This is a genomic window from Ruegeria meonggei (assembly GCF_042768335.1).
GTDB classification, from domain to species: Bacteria; Pseudomonadota; Alphaproteobacteria; order Rhodobacterales; family Rhodobacteraceae; genus Ruegeria; species Ruegeria meonggei.
Genome location: NZ_JAXHBT010000001.1, coordinates 3,066,270 through 3,085,486, shown reverse-complemented (window position 1 = coordinate 3,085,486; position 19,217 = coordinate 3,066,270). Strand labels below are relative to the sequence as shown.

Sequence of the window (19,217 nt, the reverse complement as noted above, 5' to 3'; positions counted from 1 at the left end):
CTACACCCTCTCGATGATCTTTTCGCCGAACAGGCCTTGCGGCCGGAACACCAGGAAGATCAGCGCCAGCACATAAGCGAACCAGTTCTCGGTCGCGCCGCCGACCAGCGGGCCGATGGCAAACTCGAACAATTTCTCACCCACACCGATGATCAGCCCACCTACAATGGCACCGGGGATCGAGGTGAACCCGCCCAGCATCAGCACCGGCAGCGCCTTGAGCGCGATCAGCGACAGGGAAAACTGCACGCCCGACTTGGTGCCCCACATGATGCCCGCGACCAGCGCGACAAAACCCGCAACCGACCAGACCATGATCCAGATGAAGTTCAGCGAGATCCCCACCGACAAAGCCGCCTGATGGTCGTCGGCCACCGCGCGCATTGCCCGGCCCTGTTTGGTGTACTGGCTAAAGGCAACAAGAGCAGCCACCAATAGCGCCGCAATCACCGTCGCCACAACATCCAGATTGTCGATGAAAAAACCGTAGCCAAAGATGTTGAACGTGCTTTCGTCGATCCACAGGTTGATACCCTGCGGCAGACCCACATCCAGCTTTTTGATTTCAGACCCCCACATCAGGTCGGCCACACCCTCAAGGAAATAGGCCAGACCGATGGTCGCCATGAACAGGATAATCGGCTCTTGCCCTACCAGATGGCGCATGACAAAGCGCTGAACGGCCCAGGCAAGCAGAACCATCACTGCCATGGTCAGAAGGATGGCGAACAGCGCAGGTACGTTCCAACCGAAATAGTGGATATGCGTCCCGAAGGTCGCGTTGATTAGATGGGAAAACGGCACCTGCCCGTTCATGATCCCCACCAGTGTCATCGCCGCGAACAGGGCCATAACCCCTTGGGCATAATTGAAAATCCCCGAAGCTTTGTAAATCAGAACAAAGCCCAGCGCGACCAGCGCATACAACACCCCGGCCATCAGGCCATTCAGGATGACCTCCATCGCGTAAATCAACTGATCAGGCATGTGCGCCCCCTCTCATGTCTGTCAGATGGTCAGTCATGGCTCACCCCCAGATAGGCGTCGATGACTTCCTGGTTGTTGCGTACCTCATCGGGTGTGCCGTCGCCGATCTTGCGGCCGTAATCCATCACCACCACGCGGTCGCTCAGGTCCATGACAACGCCCATATCGTGTTCGATCAGGGCGATGGTGGTGCCGAATTCATCATTCACGTCCAAGATAAAGCGGCTCATGTCCTCTTTCTCTTCGACATTCATGCCGGCCATCGGCTCGTCCAGCAGCAAAAGCTTGGGTTCGGCGGCCAACGCGCGAGCCAGTTCGACCCGCTTTTTCAGCCCGTATGGTAGGCGGGACACCGGCGTTTTGCGGATGTGCTGGATTTCGAGGAAATCGATGATCTTCTCAACCGCCTCGCGGTTTTCATTCTCTTCCGCCTCGGCTTTACCCTTCCACAGCGCCTGCTGCAGAATGTTGGTTTTCATAAAGCTCAACCGCCCGGTCATGACGTTGTCCAAAACACTCATACCTTCGAACAAGGCGATGTTCTGGAAGGTCCGCGCAATCCCCTGCTGTGCCACCTCAAACGGGCGCATCTGTGGTCGCTTGGCCCCGTGGAACCAGACCTCGCCCTCTTGCGGTACGTAAAACCCCGAGATCACGTTCAGCATCGAGGATTTCCCCGCGCCGTTCGGGCCGATAATGGCCCGGATCTCACCCTCGCGAATGTCGAACGAGATATCCTTGATCGCCACCACACCGCCAAAGCGCAGGGTGATGTGTTTCATCTCCATCACCACAGCGCCGATCTTGCGGCCATCCTCGGTGACGTATCCTTCGGCACTATCCAGCATCAGTCACTCCCTGACTTGCGCAAAAACGGGATGGCGGGCGGGGCGGTGACCGCAGGTCGATCGGCGCGCGTTGTTCCCTCATTCCGCCGCCACCTTGTGCTGCACAGCAGCCACAACCGGCGCGTCCACGATCTTCAGCGTCGCGCTGATGGATCCCTTGCGGCCATCCTCATAGGTTACTTCGGTTGTGGTCGAGACGGTTTCAGACCCGTCATACAGCGCCGCGATGATGTCGGCGAACTTCTCTTCGACGAACCCGCGCCGCACCTTGCGGGTGCGGGTCATTTCCCCGTCATCCGCGTCCAGTTCCTTGTGCAACACCACAAAGCGATGCACCTGGCAACCCGACAACATTTCATCAGCCGCGACAGATTTGTTGACCTCTTCCACATGGGATTTGATCGTCTCTAATACTTGCGGATGTGCTGTCAGTTCTTGATAGGACCCATAGGCGACGTTGTTGCGCTCGGCCCAGTTGCCCACTGCTGTGAGGTCGATATTGATGAAGGCCACGCAGCGATCCTTGCCGTTTCCGAACAGCACGACCTCAAGAATATCGGGATAAAACTTCAGCTTGTTCTCGACATATTTCGGCGCAAACATCGAGCCATCGGCCATTTTGCCCACATCCTTGGCGCGGTCGATGATCCGCAGATGGCCGCTGCTTTCCTCGATGAACCCGGCATCGCCCGTGGCCACCCAGCCTTCGGCATCCTTGGTCGAGGCGGTGGAGTCTGGGTTCTTGAAATACTCGACAAACACGCCGGGCGAGCGATAGTGAATCTCGCCCGTCTCATCAATCTTCAGCTCGACATCCGGGGCTGGTACGCCGACGGTATCGGCCCGCACCTCGCCATCCGGCTGCACGGTGATAAAGACCGTCGCCTCGGTCTGACCATAAAGCTGCTTCAGGTTGATGCCCAATGAGCGATAGAAATCAAAGATTTCCGGCCCGATCGCTTCACCAGCTGTATAACCCACACGAAACCGTCCATAGCCCAACGTGTCCTTGAGCGGCCCGTAAACCAACATATTGCCCAGCGCGTATTTGACACGATCACCAAAACCCACCGGTTTGCCGTCCAACAGCTGCCCGCCAACCTTCTTGGCATGGGCCATGAAATGGTGGAACATCCGCTGCTTCAGCTTGCCCGCATCCTCCATCCGGATCATCACATTGGTCAGCTGGGTTTCGAACACCCGCGGAGGCGCGAAGAAATAAGTAGGCCCGATTTCGCGTAAGTCGGTCATCATCGTGTCGGCGCTTTCGGGGCAGTTCACGCAGAACCCGCACCAATAGGCTTGCCCGATGGAGAAGATAAAATCGCCGACCCAAGCCATCGGCAGATAAGAAAGGATGTCTTCATTCCGGGTCAGGTGATCAAACTCGGCCGAGTTTTTGGCGCTTTCGATCACGTTCCGGTTCGACAGCACCACGCCCTTTGGCTTGCCCGTGGTGCCCGAGGTATAGAGCATCACGCAGGTGTCGTCGTAAGTCAGCGCGCCGATCCGCTTGTCCAGTTCCGCATCAAAACGTGCGTGGCCGGCGGTGCCTTCGGCCTTGATGTCGTCCAGCGCGTTCATCTGGGCATGGTCGTACTTCCGCATCCCGCGTTTGTCGGTATAGAGGATATGTTTGACCTGATGCAGATTTTCCTGAATTTCGACGACTTTGTCGACCTGTTCCTGATCGCCACACACAACATATTTCGCGCCGCAATGTTCCAGCACATAGGCCATCTCTTCGGCGACGGAATCCTGATAAAGCGGCACCGGCACCGCGCCGACCATTTGCGCGGCGACCATCGACCAGTAATGCGCCGGGCGGTTGCGGCCGATCACAGCGATATGGTCGCCCTTCTCGATGCCAAGCTCCAGAAATCCCAGCGCGATAGCACGGATTTCCGCGGCTGCCTCTGCCCAGGTCCAGCATTGCCAGATCCCAAATTCCTTTTCCCGATAGGCCGGGACATTCCCGAACTGCGTCGCATTGCGATGTAACAGCGCCGGAAGGGAAACCATCCCCTCAGCGCCCGACTGCGTCTGAGCCAATCTCTTTCTCCTCCCCATCCGGCCCTCCCCGGGCCGGAAACGGCGGACCCGAGGCCAAACCCCGGACGCCAGCGCCCCGATAAGGGACGGTTGCACGATCAGCGTCAACTTTTTCCTGATGTTTTCTCAATTCTTACGAATTGTAACAGGGGCATGCTCAGCTGGTTGATGCTTACAAGAATCTTCAACCCGCGAAGCGCGAGAGCGATTGACATAGTGCGGCGCAGAGGGCTTTAGGTTTTTGACCCATTAATGCACGACTGCACCGTATGATACGTATCCTCTTTAATTCTTCTATTGTTGTTTTGTTGACTCTTTTGACGCAAGTCGGGGGCCTCGCCTGGATCTTTGCTTTGTTCTTCAAGCGCAAGTTGTTCGCGTTTGCCCTCGCTTATGCCCTTATTGCTACATCAGCTGTATGGGTTGCTCCTTACTTTGGACGCGTCGCCATAAGCTGCTTTGACCGTGGGCCGCTTGAAGTCCAAAGCTGGATGTATTGCGCGCTAAACCGAAACTATGTTTCTCCTGAATTGGCGGATGTTTTGGAAGATACCGCGCAGACGGTGAATGCGCGCTTTCCAGGGACCAAAACGCTGCTACTTGATGCCAACTTTCCATTCTTTGATGGCTTTCCGTTGCTTCCACATCTTTCCCATGATGACGGTGTAAAGGCAGATTTGGCATTTTTTTATAGTAACGAGGAAGGCTATCTGAGCGGGGCAACAAGGTCACCAATTGGATACTTCGCCTTCGAAGATGGGTCGTCCAATTGCGCGAATTCCTGGCCAACGATGCGGTGGAACTTGCGACGTCTTCAAACGTTTTGGAAGAGTTACAGCATAGAACAAGCCCGCACGCGTATGACGCTTGAGGTTCTGGCGGCCAATGCCCGTGTTGAGAAGATCTTTGTGGAGCCGCATTTGGCTGACAGCCTTGGTATCTCGCATGAGAAAATTAGGTTTCAGGGATGCCGGGCAGCCCGTCACGACGATCACATACATTTCCAGTTATAGTTCATCTCGGCACCAGAGAATCTGTGCCGTTTTACCGATAATTCCCCATTTTAGGGTCGGTTTCTTAATGGTCCTTGGTTACAACCAGTCCCGCAGGATAGGGATCAAGGGCACATCCGCCGCAGGCATTGGGCAGGTGCGCAGTTCATTCGCACGCACCCATTTCAATGCCTGACCCTCCTTAGATTGCGGGATGCCTTCCCATTTGCGGCAGGCAAACAGCGGCATCAGCAGGTGGAAATCGTCATAGCTGTGACTGGCAAAGGTCAGCGGCGCCAGGCACGAGGCCCAGGTGTTGATGCCCAACTCCTCTTCCAGCTCGCGGATCAGGGCGGCTTCGGGGGTTTCTCCGGGTTCGATTTTACCGCCGGGAAATTCCCACAGACCAGCCATGGATTTGCCCTCTGGGCGCTGCGCCAACAGCACCCGGCCCTCGATATCGATCAGGGCGACGGCAGACACTAATACAGTTTTCATGGTCGCAACCCCGGGCGCAAAACCGGGTTCCACATTTGCCGGAGTTGTTTCAGTTTCACGAGCGATAATCCGCGTTGATCTCGATATACCCATGGGTCAGATCGCAGGTCCAGACAGTCGATTTTCCATCGCCCAGCCCCAGATCAACTGCAATCACTAGGTCCTGGCCTTTCATATATGCAGCGGCGTCTTCTTCGCGATAATCCGGGCTGACCCAGCCTTTTTCGGCCACAAGAATATCGCCGAAGGAAATGCTCAGCAGGTCGCGATCTGCAGCGGCACCGGATTTGCCAATAGCCATGACCACACGACCCCAGTTTGGATCCTCGCCGGCAATGGCCGTTTTCACCAGCGGTGAATTGGCAACGGCCAAACCGTGCACCTTGGCGTCAGTATCTGAGACTGCCCCAGTCACGCGGATTTCCACGAATTTCGTTGCCCCCTCGCCGTCGCGCACCACCTGATGCGCCAAATCCAGCATCACGCCTTCCAGCGCCCGGGCAAACGCGTCATTGCCGGTGGCATCCACGCCGGATGCCCCAGTCGCACACAAAAGCAGCGTGTCCGAAGTCGACGTGTCGCTGTCGACGGTGATGCAGTTGAACGTCCGATCAGCTTGTGTGCCCAGCATGGCCTGCAACGCGGGTTGGGCGACCTGTGCGTCAGTGAAGATGTAAACCAGCATCGTCGCCATATCCGGCGCGATCATGCCCGATCCTTTGGCAATCCCCGCGATAGAGACTGTTTTGCCGTTAATCTCAACCTGCGCGCTGGCCCCTTTGGGGAAGGTATCTGTGGTCATGATGGCCTGCGCCGCGTCTTCGATCGCATGACGGCTGAGGCCCGATTTCAACACCTCAAGCTGGGCCACGATACGCTCATGCGGCAAAGGCTCGCCAATCACCCCGGTTGATGAGGTAAAGACGCGCCCGACGTCAACACCGGTTGCTGTTGCCACGGCCTGCGTTACTTCGGTCACTGAGCTTTGCCCGTAATGTCCGGTGAACGCGTTGGCATTGCCCGAGTTCACAAGGATCGCCGCGGGCCCGTCATTGGCCCCGCCGACCTTGTCCTGACAGTCCAGTACCGGGGCCGCCCGGGTTGCCGATCGGGTAAAAACCCCGGCCACAGATGTGCCGGGGTCCAGCACCGCCAGCATCACATCGGTCCGGCCCTGATAGCGCACGCCCGCCTCGACGGTGGCAAAACGCACACCGTCAATCGCGGGCAATTCGGGAAACGCCACAGGCGCCAGCGGTGAGACTTTGGTGATCTTCGCCACGCGAGATTACTCCTGAATCAGGTCCAACTGGCGCACAACGTCCGGGGTCAGGCCCTCGGGTGCGGGGCGCTCGATCTGGGCCTGTTGCGTCAGCTCATCAATGCGGGTCTGAATGGCCTCTTGCTGAAGGGTCTGGGCCAGCTCTTCGCGCACAATGTCCAGCGCAGGCGCTTCGCTTTTGCGTTTGTCGTTCAGGACGATCACATGCCAGCCAAACTGTGTTTTCACCGGATCAGACACCTGATCCTTTTCCAGACCGATAACGGCGGTCTCGAACTCGGGCACCATGCGGCCTGCGCCGAACCAGCCCAGCTCACCGCCATTGGGACCCGATGGGCCGGTCGATTTCTCTTTGGCCATCTCGGCGAAATCAGCACCATCATCCAGCTGCGCCTTGATCTCGTTGGCTTCTTCTTCGCTTTCCACAAGAATGTGGCTGGCGTTGTATTCATCCGCGCCCTGGAATTCGGCGAACTGTGCATCATAGGCTGCTTGAATGGCGTCATCGGTCACGGCGTCACCGACCAGCGCGTTCACTGTCTGCACAGCCCGCAAAGAACGGGATTCGTTTTCCAGCGCCAGCGCATTCAACTTGGTCAGATTGTCCTGTTCCTGCCCCAGCAATTGCTGCTGGATCAGCTGCTCGATGATGAAATCGTACAGAACGTCATCTTCGACCTGCTGATATTGCGGCGGCAAGGTCGCAACGGTGGCGATAACGTGACCCAAGGTGATCTCATCGCCGTTTACACGGGCCACCACGGTCGACGCATCGGGCTTGGTTTCAGCAGCCAATGGCAGGGCCATCACGGCGGCAAGCGCCAGCGTTGGCAGAAAAGTGAGGCCTTTGGGCATGGAATCTTCCTATTTCTTTGCCGCGACAGGGCGTGGCGTTGACACTCTGGGACCTGCCGCTTACATCGCTTTGAAGCCTTGGACAGGGCCGCCTTTCACCCCCCGTATCTATGGGTTGCGCGCAAGGTGGGCAAGCCTGTCGCAACCAAGACAAGAACAGATCCGCTGGAGTGAACATGCTGGGACTCGGAACGCTTGCCAAAAAGGTGTTCGGAACACCGAACGACCGCAAGATCAAGGCGACCCGCCCGCTGGTCGAACAGATCAACGCGCTGGAGCCGGAGTTCGAAAAACTGTCGGATGAAGGCTTGATCGAAAAAACCGCCGAGCTGCGCAAACGTGCACTGGATGGCGAGGCCCTGGATGCCCTGCTGCCCGAAGCTTTTGCCAACGTTCGCGAAGGCGCCAAGCGCGCGCTGGGTTTGCGTGCCTTTGACGTGCAGCTGATGGGTGGGGCGTTCCTGCATCAAGGCAACATCTCGGAAATGAAAACCGGCGAGGGCAAGACCCTGGTCGCCACTTTCCCCGCCTATCTGAACGCGCTGACCGGCAAGGGCGTGCATGTGGTAACGGTGAACGAATACCTGGCCAAGCGCGACTCGGACTGGATGGGCAAGGTGTTTGCATCTGTCGGCATGACCACTGGCGTGATCTGGTCAGGCCAGCCTGATGCCGAGAAAAAGGCCGCCTATGGCTGCGACATCACCTATGCCACCAATAACGAGCTGGGTTTTGACTATCTGCGCGACAACATGAAGGCCGATCTGGCCGAGATCTACCAAAAGCACCACAATTTTGCGATTGTGGACGAGGTTGACTCGATCCTCATCGACGAGGCGCGGACGCCGCTGATCATCTCTGGGCCGTCCGAAGATCGGTCAGACCTGTATACGGCGATTGACGCAATGATCCCGTCACTGGGCGATGATCACTTTACGCTGGACGAGAAAGCCCGCGGCGTGACCTTCACCGATGAGGGCAACGAGTTCCTGGAACAGCAGCTGATCGCTGCAGGCCTGATCCCCGAGGGACATTCGCTGTATGATCCCGAAAGCACCACAGTGGTGCATCACGTCAACCAGGGTCTGCGCGCGCATAAACTGTTCACGCGCGACAAGGATTACATCGTCCGTGATGGCAACGTGGTGCTGATCGACGAGTTTACTGGCCGCATGATGCCTGGCCGTCGCCTGTCCGAGGGTCTGCATCAGGCCATCGAAGCCAAGGAAAGCGTGCAGATCCAGCCCGAGAACGTGACGCTGGCCAGCGTGACCTTCCAGAACTATTTCCGCCTATATGACAAGCTGGGCGGCATGACCGGCACTGCGCTGACCGAGGCCGAGGAATTTGCCGAAATCTACGGTCTGGGCGTGGTCGAGGTTCCGACCAACAAGCCGATCGCCCGCCTGGACGAGGACGATCAGGTCTTTCGCACCGCCGGCGAAAAATACGGCGCAATGATCGAAGAGACCAAGGAAGCGCAGGCAAAGGGCCAACCGGTTCTGCTGGGCACCACGTCGATTGAGAAATCCGAACTGCTCAGCCAGTTGCTGACCAAGGAAGGTATCGAACATAACGTTCTGAACGCCCGTCAGCACGAGCAAGAGGCGCAGATCGTCGCTGATGCCGGTCGGTATGGCGCGGTGACCATCGCCACCAACATGGCCGGTCGCGGTACTGATATTCAGCTGGGCGGCAATGTGGAAATGAAGGTTCTGCAGGCGCTGGCCGAAAACCCCGAGGCAGATCCGGCCGAGCTGCGTGCCGCGGAAGAAGCCCGCCATGCTGAAGAAAAAGAAAAGGTCCTGGCTGCCGGTGGGCTGTATGTCATGGCGTCCGAACGGCACGAGAGCCGCCGTATCGACAACCAGCTGCGGGGCCGGTCCGGTCGTCAGGGTGATCCGGGCCGCACCGTGTTTTACCTCAGCCTCGAAGACGACCTGATGCGCATCTTCGGCTCGGAACGGTTGGACAAGGTTCTGACCACGCTGGGCATGAAAGAAGGTGAGGCCATCGTCCACCCTTGGGTGAACAAGTCGCTGGAGCGCGCGCAGTCCAAGGTCGAAGGTCGCAACTTTGACATGCGTAAGAACGTTCTGAAATTCGACGACGTGATGAACGATCAGCGGAAAGTGGTGTTCAGCCAGCGGCGCGAGATCATGTCGACTGACGACCTGTCCGAGATCGTCTCGGACATGCGCGAACAGGTGATCGACGACCTGATCGACGAACACATGCCGCCGAAATCCTATGCCGACCAATGGGACACCGATGGTTTGCACGAGGCGGTCAAGGACAAGCTGACAATCGACGCACCGGTTCAGGACTGGGCCGCCGAAGAGGGCGTGGATGACGAACAGGTCCGCGAGCGTCTGGTGAATGCGGCCGATGAGATGATGGCGCAGAAAGCCGTGGCCTTTGGCCCCGAGAACATGCGCAACATCGAAAAGCAGGTTCTGCTGCAGACCATTGATGGCAAATGGCGCGAGCACCTGCTGACGCTGGAACATCTGCGTTCCGTCGTTGGTTTCCGTGGGTACGCCCAGCGCGATCCGCTGAACGAATACAAAAACGAAAGCTTCCAGCTGTTTGAATCCATGCTCGACAGCCTGCGTGAAACCGTGACCCAGCAATTGTCGCGCGTCCGCCCGCTGACCGAAGAAGAACAAAAGGAAATGCTGGCACAGATGGCTGCACAGCGTGCACAGGCACAACAATCAGTTGAACAGGCCACCAATCAGGCCGAAGCAGTGGCCGAGGCTGAAGCCTCGGGTGATCCGCGCCCCGGCTTTGTCGAGGATGATCCAGCCACTTGGGGCAACCCGTCGCGCAACGACAGATGCCCTTGTGGATCCGGCAAGAAATTTAAACATTGCCATGGCCGCCTGACCTGACGTCACCGTAGTTCAGACACAATGAGTCCGCTGCACGGCCACATATTGGCCGTGTTTCAGGGACAATGTGCGACTCGCTCCTTCAACTAGGGAGGGTGTCTTGTTTGTAATAAAGAACTACGTAACCACCGGAGGCACAGTCGTGTGTGCTCTCGCTATCGGTTACTTGATGCAAAATGGATCAACTGCGCAGCGTAACGCCGCGCATGCTGAAGTCGCGGCTGCCACCGTGGCGCAAACCTCGGTGATGCCCGGGCTGGACGGAATTGTTCTGACCTCCTCGCCGTCGGCCTATCGTACGGATGCCGTCACCGAACCTGCGCGACGAACCCTGCAGCCTAGCCGGTCAGCCCCCTCTGACCATGCCAACTGCAGCTTAAGTGCCCGGGCCCATGCAATGCCCGGAGCCACGGCCCGGGTGATTGTCAAAGCACCTTGCTATGCAGATGAACGGGTAGAAATCCATCACAGCGGCCTGACCGTGACCCAGCACACAGATGCAAGCGGGACACTTGACCTGACCATTCCCGCCTTGTCGGAATATGCAATTTTCCTGATCTCGCTTGAAAACAAGCAAGGTACCGTTGCCACCACTCACATCCCTGACATGGGCCATTACGCGCGCATCGCTTTGCAATGGCAGGGTCAGACCGATTTGCAGATTCACGCGCTGGAATTTGGCGCTAGTTACGGCAGCAAGGGCCACGTTTCAGCGAATCCGGAAACGCAAGGCATAGGCAGCGTTGTGCATTTGGGTCAGGCCGGTCTTACTGATGCCCGCAACCTACAAGTGTACTCATTCCCCGCTGGCCGGGCGTCCGAGGCAGGATCGATCGAAGTAACGGTCGAAGCCGAAGTGACAGCCGAGAACTGTGGTCGTGACCTGAGCGTGCAATCGCTGGAGCTGCGTGGTGATCGGAAGCTGCGCTCGCACGATTTGACGTTGAACATTCCCGATTGTTCGCGGACCGGTGAGTTTCTGGTGTTGAATAATCTGTTCCAAGACCTGACAATCGCGGAAAAGTAATCCGCAGGCAGGCTCGACACTCTTATGACATTCTTTCGTGCGGCGTCCGCTGCACTGTTTTTCGTGATCCTTGCATCCGGCGCGCAGGCGCAGGACATCACGCTGACATCCCATGACGGCAAAGTCGAAGTCACCGGCACTCTGCTTGGCTTTGATGGTGAATTCTATCGCGTCGACACCCAGTTCGGTGAATTGACCGTCGACGGGTCCGGTGTCACCTGTGACGGCCCGGCCTGCCCCAGCCTGACCGATTTCGTGGCCGAGATTCGGTTCTCGGGCGCGTCCGCCATGGCCGAGGCCGTTCTGCCCGCCCTTCTGATGGGGTTTGCTGACCATGAAGGGCTGTCCATCTCAGAGCCACACATCGACGCCAACAGCCAAACCTATGCGCTGCATCAGTCTGGTCGGGATGCGCCTCTGGGCCGGTTTATTTTTGATGTCAGCAACACCGGCCAAGGCTTTGCCGATCTAACCGCGGATCAGGCTGATATCGTCATGGCCCTGCGTGAAATTCGCCCGTCAGAACAAATGATCGCCGAAACCGCCGGTTTGGGTGATCTGACCGATGTGCGCCGGTCCCGTGTGGTGGCACTGGATGCTCTGGTGCCCGTTGTGGCGCGGGACAATCCGGTGCGGCAGATCTCTCCCACCGATCTGGTTCGGGTGTTTTCCGGCGCGATTGCGAATTGGTCGGACCTTGGCGGCCCGGACGCGCCGATTGCGCTGCATCTGCCCGATGTCGGATCAGGGTTGGCACAAGGGTTCGAGGATCAACTACTTGGCCCGGCCAATGCCACTTTGGCCGATGGGACAATACGCCATCACAACAGCGGTGATTTGGTTCGCGCCGTGGCCAAAGACCCTTTTGGCATCGGAATCGCCAGTAAAGCCGAGGCCGAAACAGCGCGTGCCTTGCCCCTGACGGGTGGCTGCGGCCATGCGCTGGTCGCGACGCGCCAATCGATCAAAACCGAGGATTACCCGCTGACCTCGCCTATGTTCCTGTACTTGCCCGACCGCCGCCTGCCGCGCATTGCAAGGCAGTTCCTGGCCTATACCCAAAGCGAGGATGCCCAGATGGCGATCCGCGATGCGGGGTTTGTGGATCAGGCCCCAGAGGCCATGCGCCTTGGATTGCAGGGGGATCGTCTGGCCAATGCGGTGGCCGCGGGCGGTGCCGAGGTGGGTCTGGAAGAGCTGCAACGCATGATCGACACGTTGCGGCCCATGGCGCGCCTGTCTTTGTCCTTCCGGTTCGAGGCAGGCTCATCCCGGCCAGATGCGCAGTCGCGTTCAAACATCCGCCAGTTGGCGCAGCAGCTTGAAGCCGGCACGCTGGATGCGCGCAAACTGGTCTTTATCGGCTTCAGTGATGGCGACGGTCCTGCGTCGGCCAATGCCCGGATCGCGCTTTTGCGGGCTAAGACCGTGCGCAATGCGGTGCTGTCCGCAGTCGAGACCGCCATTCCGGACAGTGTAGAGCTTGAGGTCGATGCCTTTGGTGAGGCGATGCCGATGGCCTGCGACGACACCGACTGGGGCCGCAAGGTAAATCGCCGGGTCGAGGTCTGGGTTCAGTAACGTCTACAGATAGCCTTCGGCCCGAAAGCTCAGCTCGTTCGATTTGCCGATGATCAAATGGTCGTGCAGGGTCAGGCCCAGCGCCACGCATGCGTCCTGAATGCGGTTAGTCATATCGATATCCGATTGCGACGGGGTCGGATCACCCGAGGGGTGGTTATGCACCACAATCAAGGCCGATGCGTTCAATTCCAGCGCCCGTTTTGCAACCTCGCGCGGGTAGACAGGCACGTGGTCGACGGTGCCCTTGGCCTGCTCCTCGTCCGCGATCAGTACGTTTTTCCGATCCAGGTAGAACACCCGGAATTGTTCTGTCTCGCGATGTGCCATTGTGGTGTGGCAGTAGTCCAACAGCGCGTCCCAGCCCGAGATCACATGCCGTTGCATCACCCGTGCACGGGCCATCCGGTGGGCGCATGCCTCAAGGATTTTCAGGTCGGTGATGACGGTATCGCCGACGCCCTTGATCTGGCGCAACCTGTCTTCGGGCGCGGTCAGCACGCGGTTGAAATCACCAAACGTATCCATCAACGCCCGCGCCAAGGGTTTCACATCCTGCCGAGGAATTGAGCGAAACAGAACCAGCTCCAACAGCTCGTAATCCGGCATCGCGGCCGATCCGCCGGACATAAACCTTTCCCGCAGGCGTTTGCGGTGATCCTTTATGTAAGACGGCAGGCGGCCTGAAGGCAGCGGCTGCACCGGGGCTTCATCTGTTTCAAACAGCATCGGGGCTTCGGCAAAGGCATCCTGTGTCATGCCTCCAGAGTGGTCCAGAATCGGTTTCTGAAAGGTTAACGCATCTCACCGGCCATGCGTGCCGTGGCGCGGCGAATGATCATGTGCAGCACGATGGAAAACACACCAAGTGTCAGCATGGCCGCAAACATCAGGTCCGTCTTGGCGCGACCGTTGGCCAGCAACATCAGATACCCCAACCCTTGCGAGGAACCGACCCACTCACCGATGACCGCCCCAATGGGTGCATAGACCGCAGCCAGCCGCATCCCCGACGCCAGCGAGGGCAAAGCAGCCGGAATGCGGATATGCCACAACACCGCGCGTGGGCTGGCCTGCATCGTACGTGCCAGATCAAGATAGCCCGACGGTGTGCGCATCAACCCGTCAAAAAAGGACGAGGTGATCGGGAAATAGATGATCAGCACGGCCATCGCCACCTTGGACCACAACCCATAGCCCAGCCACAGGGTCAGCAGAGGGGCCAGTGCAAAAACCGGCAGCGCCTGCGTGAACACAAGCATCGGCTGCACCAACACCCGCGCGGCCCGGGAATTGGCCAGTTGCAACGCGGTGATCACACCCAGGATCGTGCCAAACGCCAGGCCGATCACCACCTCAATCGCGGTGATCCAGGTATGTTCGGCAATCAGCCAACGGTTCTGCCACCAGGTCTCAGCCACCAGCGCGGGCCCCGGCAGAATAAACTTTGGCAGGCCGGTCAGGGAAACGATCCCCTGCCAGATCGCCAGCGCAAAGATCGTGGCAGCAAGGGCCGAGAGGTACTTCATGCCGCATCCTCGCGCAGCATACGCAGCAACGCGCCCTGTGTTGCCAACGTCTCCAAATCGTCCACATGACGCGGCGCTGGCGCATGTGGCGGATCGCAAGGCGTCAACCCGTGCTGGGTCATGACAGTGATGGACTGGCCCAGACGTGCGGCCTCGCCCGGATCATGGGTCACCAACAGGACGGTACGGCCTTGCAACGCCTCAGCGGCCAGATCCTGCATATCGGCCCGGGTACGGGCATCCAGCGCTGAAAACGGCTCATCCAACAGCACGATGGGGCGGTCTTCCATCAACGTGCGAGCCAAAGCCACCCGTTGCCGTTGGCCGCCGGACAGCTCGGACGGTTTTTTGCCCAAATGCTCCTGCAACCGCATTCGTTCGATCAGACGGTCGCGGCGGGCCAGATCGGGCTTTTCCCCCCGCAGGCGCGCGCCCAGCGAGACATTCTGCGCCACCGTGGCCCAGGGCAGCAACAGATCATCCTGCGCCATATAGGCGACCCGTTCAGTCACGGGCTGGCCGTCACTGGCCATAATCTCACCGGTGAAAACCGCGCCGGTGTTTAGCCCGGCAATCAACCGCAGCACCGTTGTTTTTCCAACACCCGACCCGCCCAAAAGACACGTCCACTGCCCCGCCCCAAGGGTCAGGGTCAACGGTGCGAACAGTGTAGCGCCATCGATCGAGGCTTTGCCTTTGACGATCAGGTCGGGTGCCGGGGTCACGGAGTCAGACCCATTTGCCAGAAATTGACCTCGAGCATCGTTGCCGTTTCAAATGTCTTGCAAAGGTCGGACCATATTGGAAGCGTATCGTAGTTTTCGCCCAACCGTCGGATCAGCGCAGAATCCAGCAAAGCACCGATATCACGGCAATAACTCTGATACTGATCGCCCGCATAAGTATCGATCCACGGGCGGTAGGTTTCCGATGTCGCTTCTTGTGCCAACCGCGCGCCGATCTCGGCATAGCCGATGACGCAGGGCACCAACGCGGCCAGCAAGGTCAGGTAGTCACCGGAATACCCGGCCTCAAGCACAAATCGGGTATAAGCCAGGTTTTCCGGCCGCTCTGGCGTTGCAAACAGCTCCTCACGCGAGATCCCCGCGTCGGCACAAACGCCCACATGCAGCATCATCTCTTCATGCATCAGCCCATTCACTGTCGCCGAAGCGACCTGCATTTCCTCATGGGTCTGCGCCTTAACCACCGCCAACGCCCAGGCGCGCGAGAAATGGGTCAGGAACACGTAATCCTGCCGCAGGTAATGCAGGAACGCCGCGCGCGGCAGGGTGCCGTCTTTCAACCCTTCGACAAAGGCATGGCGGGTATAATCCCGCCACGGCCCTTGTCCCGCCTCGCGCATCAGCGCGAAGGCTTTGCCGTAACCGCTGCTCATTTCGCGGTTACGTCGATGGCAATGTCACTGACCGGCTTGATGCTGTCGATCATGCCGCTGTCTTTCAGGAACGCTTCGAACCTTGCATAACGACCCGCCTCAAGACCTGCCGGGCGTAGGGCAAAACGCGGCAACGTGTCGACCCAGGCGCGGGCGTTCAGCTCATCCTGCAACTCAGGCGAGGTGCCCGAGAAAATCTCCCAGCTTTTGTCCGGGTTGTTGACGATGTACTGCGTCGCCTTTTCGGTTGCGGCCAGAAAACGGGTGACCTTGTCGATATCCATGGTCTCAGGGTTGGCAACATAAATCAGCTCGTCATAGGCGGGCACGCCTTCTTCCTCGATATAGAAACAGGTACCGGGAACGCCTTCGATATCCATCTGGTTCAGTTCGAAATTGCGATACGCGCCGATCACCGCATCGACCTGACCAGTCATCAGCGAGGGCGAGAGCGAGAAGTTGACATTGATCAGCTCAACCTCATCCAGTTTGACGCCGTATTTACCCAGAACGGTGGTCAGGACGGCCTCTTCTACACCTGCAACTGAGAAACCGATCTTCTTACCCTTGAGGTCTGCGGGTGATTTGATCGGTCCATCCTCTAGCACCAGCAGGCAATTCAGCGGTGTCGCCACCAGCGTACCGACCCGCTTCAGCGGCAGGCCTTCGTGGATCTGCAGGTGCAGCTGCGGCTGATACGACACGGCCAGATCAGCCTGACCAGCGGCAACCAAACGCGGCGGGGCGGAAGGGTCAGCAGGCGGAACGATCTCGACCTCAAGCCCCTGTTCAGCGAAGTAACCGTTTTCCTGCGCCACAATGATAGGCCCATGATCGGGGTTGATGAACCAATCCAGCAGCACGGTCATCTTGTCTTCGGCCCAGGCGGGCGCGGCGGCCAGCAGGGCGATGGCAGTGATCAGCTTTTTCATATCTCGCGTTTCCTTCTTACTCACGAGGTTGAGGCCGCGACGAGGACAATCTCGCCCGGCCAATTCGGTTGAATTTGTTCGGCCGCACGCCACGCGCGCAGGCCGGTGGCGCAGCAAAGCGCCAGTCTTTTTCCTTGATTAGGATCTATCACGTTCACGTTTTCAGGCGTCACCCGTTTTGCGTTGGGATGGGCCGGACAGACGGCTTCGTCCACCGAGCGAAGCTCGATGATCTGGTCTTCGTCAGTCAGCTGGCTGGCCGAAAGAAAGCGAAAGCAGCTGTTCGGCTCCGGCGCGTCATCGAACCGGAAACCGCTGCTGCGCAGGGTGCGGCCGTCGTATTGTACCATCTGACCCAGAGGCGAGGGATCGAGCCCGAGGATCAGGTTTAGCGCCATCTGCGCCTGCATCGCGCCAACTGCACCAACGACGGGGCCAAGCACACCAGCTGTGGCACAACTGGCACCACTGTCCGGCGCATCAGGGAACAGCGCGCGCAATGACGGCGCGCCGCCGCAGAAGCCACCGACATAGCCCGACAATCCCAGCACCGAGGCCGAGATCAGCGGCTTGCCTTGCGCCAGACAGGTGTCCGACAGGGTATAGCTGGCGGCATAGTTGTCGGCACAATCCAAGATCACATCCGCCTGCGCCACCAACCCGGCTGAGTTTACACTTGTTAGAGACTGTTTTTGACCGATCACATCAATCTCAGCGTTCAACGCACGGCACCGGGCTGCGGCGATTTCAGCCTTTGGACGACCGCAGTCCGATTCGGAAAACAGCGTCTGACGGTGCAGGTTTGACAGATCAACACTGTCGCCATCCACAATCGTGACCCGGCCAACCCCAGCCCCGGACAGCAAGGGTAAAACTGGTGCGGCCAGACCGCCCGCGCCCACCACCAGCACACGCGTCGAGGACAGGCGCGCCTGCCCTTCGGGGCCTACTTCGGGCAGTTGGGTCTGACGGGCATAGCGGCTCATCGCGTGACCTCGATCCATTGGCGCACACGGGCTTCTGGGTCAGCGTTCAGGGTAATATCGGTGACGACCGAGACGACATCCGCCCCCGCCTGCAACACACCTTCCGCCCGCTCAACACGCATCCCGCCGATCCCGACAAGGGGGATATCGCCCACGCGCGCCTTCCATTCGGTGACGCGGGGCAAGCCCTGCTGGTGCCATTTCATTTTCTTCAGGATGGTGGGGTAGACCGGACCTAGTGCGACGTAATCTGGATCCATTGCCAAGGCACGCTCAAGCTCATCATCGTCATGGGTTGAGACGCCCAGTTTCAGCCCTGCCTTGCGGATGGCTTTCAGATCCGCCTCGTCCAGATCCTCTTGACCCAGATGAATCCAATCACACCCGGCGTCAATGGCGGCCTGCCAATGGTCATTCACCACTAGCATTGCGCCATGTTCGCGGCACAGATCGCGCGAGATTGCGATCTGTTCCCGCACAATCGGTTCGGGCTGATCCTTGACCCGTAGCTGTACCAGTTTAACGCCCAAAGGCAGCATGCGCCGCAGCCAGTCGGAATGATCAAAGATTGGGTAGAACTGATCCAGCCTCATGACAAAAACGCCTTTCCGATGACGGGGGTTGAAGGTTCGGCCATATCGCGCGCCTCAATCGGATCGGCTTGATAGGCCAGGTACCCGGCCTCAATCGCCAACTTCATCGCTTTGGCCATCATCGCCGGATCGCCCGCCCGGGCCACGGCGGTGTTCAACAAGACCGCATCATATCCCAGTTCCATCGCATTTGACGCGTGGCTGGGCAAACCGATCCCGGCATCAACCACCAGCGGCACATCGGGAAATTCAGTTCGCATCGCACGCAAGGCATATGCGTTGTTCAACCCACGGCCCGATCCAATCGGCGCACCCCAGGGCATCAACACCTCACACCCAGCAGCCAGCAACTGTTCTCCCACAATCAGATCGTCGGTAGTGTAGGGAAAGACCTGAAACCCGTCCTCAGTCAGGATGCGCGCGGCCTCGACCAACTGAAACACATCCGGCTGCAGGCTGTCGGTGTGGCCAATCAATTCCAGCTTGATCCACTTGGTGTCAAACACCTCGCGCGCCATATGGGCCGTGGTCACGGCCTCTTTCACCGTGTGACAGCCGGCCGTGTTGGGCAAAATCAGCACACCCAAATCACGGATCATCCGCCAAAACGTCTGCCCCGCCCCGGATTCGCGACGTAAAGACACCGTCGCCACCCCAGCGCCGCTGTCGCGAAACGCCTGTTCCAGAATGGCTGGGCTGGGGTATTGCGCCGTGCCCAGCATCAACGGGTTTGGCAGTTGCGTGCCATAAAACAGTTTCATC

At 58.7% G+C, this 19,217-nt stretch carries 18 protein-coding genes; 4 read left to right on the top strand and 14 right to left on the bottom strand.

The features are described 5' to 3' along the window. The 3 genes from SJY13_RS15210 to SJY13_RS15200 form a co-directional block, all read right to left on the bottom strand. On the bottom strand, nucleotides 1–987 hold the full coding sequence (locus SJY13_RS15210; RefSeq protein WP_085822527.1) for a branched-chain amino acid ABC transporter permease: 987 nt from the start codon (nucleotides 985–987) through the stop codon (nucleotides 1–3). A gap of 29 nt (nucleotides 988–1,016) precedes the next feature. Further along, nucleotides 1,017–1,835, bottom strand: coding sequence for an ABC transporter ATP-binding protein (locus SJY13_RS15205; RefSeq protein ID WP_377191967.1), 819 nt, complete (start codon nucleotides 1,833–1,835; stop codon nucleotides 1,017–1,019). 78 nt (nucleotides 1,836–1,913) lie between these two features. Next, a complete protein-coding gene (locus SJY13_RS15200; protein ID WP_377193676.1) occupies nucleotides 1,914–3,857 on the bottom strand; it encodes an AMP-binding protein in 1,944 nt (647 codons plus the stop codon). Between the two features lie 299 nt (nucleotides 3,858–4,156). On the opposite strand from SJY13_RS15200, the gene SJY13_RS15195 reads away from it, so the two are divergent. Then, entirely contained in the window at nucleotides 4,157–4,900 is a 744-nt protein-coding gene (locus SJY13_RS15195; RefSeq protein ID WP_377191965.1) for a hypothetical protein, read from the top strand. Nucleotides 4,901–4,978: 78 nt separating this feature from the next. On the opposite strand, the gene SJY13_RS15190 is transcribed toward SJY13_RS15195, so the two are convergent. The 3 genes from SJY13_RS15190 to SJY13_RS15180 are packed head-to-tail and all read right to left on the bottom strand — an operon-like array spanning nucleotide 4,979 to nucleotide 7,514. Next, nucleotides 4,979–5,377, bottom strand: coding sequence for a (deoxy)nucleoside triphosphate pyrophosphohydrolase (locus tag SJY13_RS15190; RefSeq protein WP_377191963.1), 399 nt, complete (start codon nucleotides 5,375–5,377; stop codon nucleotides 4,979–4,981). Nucleotides 5,378–5,432: 55 nt separating this feature from the next. Then, complete coding sequence (gene argJ / locus SJY13_RS15185; RefSeq protein ID WP_377191961.1) at nucleotides 5,433–6,659, bottom strand: bifunctional glutamate N-acetyltransferase/amino-acid acetyltransferase ArgJ; 1,227 nt, start codon at nucleotides 6,657–6,659, stop codon at nucleotides 5,433–5,435. Nucleotides 6,660–6,665: 6 nt separating this feature from the next. After that, nucleotides 6,666–7,514: a peptidylprolyl isomerase gene (locus SJY13_RS15180; RefSeq protein ID WP_377191959.1), complete on the bottom strand. Its 849-nt coding sequence runs from the start codon at nucleotides 7,512–7,514 to the stop codon at nucleotides 6,666–6,668. 176 nt (nucleotides 7,515–7,690) lie between these two features. Here SJY13_RS15180 and secA point away from each other — a divergent pair, with 176 nt between their 5' ends. From secA to SJY13_RS15165, 3 genes are all read left to right on the top strand, one after another. Beyond that, the gene (secA, locus tag SJY13_RS15175; protein WP_377191957.1) at nucleotides 7,691–10,408 is read left to right on the top strand and encodes a preprotein translocase subunit SecA; all 2,718 of its coding nucleotides are present in this window, start codon (nucleotides 7,691–7,693) and stop codon (nucleotides 10,406–10,408) included. A 142-nt stretch (nucleotides 10,409–10,550) separates the two neighbouring features. After that, nucleotides 10,551–11,435, top strand: coding sequence for a hypothetical protein (locus tag SJY13_RS15170; protein ID WP_377191955.1), 885 nt, complete (start codon nucleotides 10,551–10,553; stop codon nucleotides 11,433–11,435). A gap of 24 nt (nucleotides 11,436–11,459) precedes the next feature. Further along, entirely contained in the window at nucleotides 11,460–13,016 is a 1,557-nt protein-coding gene (locus SJY13_RS15165) for a phosphate ABC transporter substrate-binding/OmpA family protein (protein WP_377191953.1), read from the top strand. A gap of 3 nt (nucleotides 13,017–13,019) precedes the next feature. Here the strand turns inward: SJY13_RS15165 and radC are convergent, their stop codons facing one another. The 8 genes from radC to SJY13_RS15125 are packed head-to-tail and all read right to left on the bottom strand — an operon-like array spanning nucleotide 13,020 to nucleotide 19,216. After that, complete coding sequence (radC, locus tag SJY13_RS15160) at nucleotides 13,020–13,775, bottom strand: RadC family protein (RefSeq protein ID WP_085822519.1); 756 nt, start codon at nucleotides 13,773–13,775, stop codon at nucleotides 13,020–13,022. A gap of 35 nt (nucleotides 13,776–13,810) precedes the next feature. Continuing rightward, entirely contained in the window at nucleotides 13,811–14,545 is a 735-nt protein-coding gene (locus tag SJY13_RS15155; RefSeq protein WP_377191951.1) for an ABC transporter permease, read from the bottom strand. After that, entirely contained in the window at nucleotides 14,542–15,270 is a 729-nt protein-coding gene (locus tag SJY13_RS15150; protein WP_377191949.1) for an ABC transporter ATP-binding protein, read from the bottom strand. Before SJY13_RS15150 ends, SJY13_RS15155 begins: the two co-directional genes overlap by 4 nt. Next, nucleotides 15,267–15,944 (bottom strand): thiaminase II, encoded by a 678-nt coding sequence (gene tenA / locus SJY13_RS15145; RefSeq protein ID WP_377191947.1) that lies wholly within the window; start codon nucleotides 15,942–15,944, stop codon nucleotides 15,267–15,269. The genes SJY13_RS15150 and tenA overlap by 4 nt, the downstream gene beginning before the upstream one ends. After that, nucleotides 15,941–16,876, bottom strand: a complete 936-nt coding sequence (locus tag SJY13_RS15140) for an ABC transporter substrate-binding protein (protein ID WP_085822515.1) — start codon at nucleotides 16,874–16,876, stop codon at nucleotides 15,941–15,943. Before SJY13_RS15140 ends, tenA begins: the two co-directional genes overlap by 4 nt. 20 nt (nucleotides 16,877–16,896) lie before the next feature. Then, entirely contained in the window at nucleotides 16,897–17,862 is a 966-nt protein-coding gene (locus SJY13_RS15135; protein WP_377191945.1) for a HesA/MoeB/ThiF family protein, read from the bottom strand. Beyond that, on the bottom strand, nucleotides 17,859–18,455 hold the full coding sequence (locus SJY13_RS15130; RefSeq protein WP_377191943.1) for a thiamine phosphate synthase: 597 nt from the start codon (nucleotides 18,453–18,455) through the stop codon (nucleotides 17,859–17,861). The genes SJY13_RS15135 and SJY13_RS15130 overlap by 4 nt, the downstream gene beginning before the upstream one ends. Next, the gene (locus tag SJY13_RS15125; protein ID WP_377191941.1) at nucleotides 18,452–19,216 is read right to left on the bottom strand and encodes a thiazole synthase; all 765 of its coding nucleotides are present in this window, start codon (nucleotides 19,214–19,216) and stop codon (nucleotides 18,452–18,454) included. Before SJY13_RS15125 ends, SJY13_RS15130 begins: the two co-directional genes overlap by 4 nt. Nucleotide 19,217 lies beyond the last annotated feature (1 nt).

Coding starts and splice junctions, on each gene's coding strand:
- SJY13_RS15165 (WP_377191953.1), top strand. CDS start 11,460: ATGACATTCTTTCGTGCGGCGTCCGCTGCACTGTTTTTCGTGATCCTT.
- SJY13_RS15155 (WP_377191951.1), bottom strand. CDS start 14,545: ATGAAGTACCTCTCGGCCCTTGCTGCCACGATCTTTGCGCTGGCGATC.
- SJY13_RS15200 (WP_377193676.1), bottom strand. CDS start 3,857: ATGGTTTCCCTTCCGGCGCTGTTACATCGCAATGCGACGCAGTTCGGG.
- SJY13_RS15195 (WP_377191965.1), top strand. CDS start 4,157: ATGATACGTATCCTCTTTAATTCTTCTATTGTTGTTTTGTTGACTCTT.
- radC (WP_085822519.1), bottom strand. CDS start 13,775: ATGACACAGGATGCCTTTGCCGAAGCCCCGATGCTGTTTGAAACAGAT.
- SJY13_RS15205 (WP_377191967.1), bottom strand. CDS start 1,835: ATGCTGGATAGTGCCGAAGGATACGTCACCGAGGATGGCCGCAAGATC.
- SJY13_RS15140 (WP_085822515.1), bottom strand. CDS start 16,876: ATGAAAAAGCTGATCACTGCCATCGCCCTGCTGGCCGCCGCGCCCGCC.
- SJY13_RS15135 (WP_377191945.1), bottom strand. CDS start 17,862: ATGAGCCGCTATGCCCGTCAGACCCAACTGCCCGAAGTAGGCCCCGAA.
- SJY13_RS15130 (WP_377191943.1), bottom strand. CDS start 18,455: ATGAGGCTGGATCAGTTCTACCCAATCTTTGATCATTCCGACTGGCTG.
- SJY13_RS15210 (WP_085822527.1), bottom strand. CDS start 987: ATGCCTGATCAGTTGATTTACGCGATGGAGGTCATCCTGAATGGCCTG.
- SJY13_RS15190 (WP_377191963.1), bottom strand. CDS start 5,377: ATGAAAACTGTATTAGTGTCTGCCGTCGCCCTGATCGATATCGAGGGC.
- SJY13_RS15125 (WP_377191941.1), bottom strand. CDS start 19,216: ATGAAACTGTTTTATGGCACGCAACTGCCAAACCCGTTGATGCTGGGC.
- SJY13_RS15180 (WP_377191959.1), bottom strand. CDS start 7,514: ATGCCCAAAGGCCTCACTTTTCTGCCAACGCTGGCGCTTGCCGCCGTG.
- secA (WP_377191957.1), top strand. CDS start 7,691: ATGCTGGGACTCGGAACGCTTGCCAAAAAGGTGTTCGGAACACCGAAC.
- tenA (WP_377191947.1), bottom strand. CDS start 15,944: ATGAGCAGCGGTTACGGCAAAGCCTTCGCGCTGATGCGCGAGGCGGGA.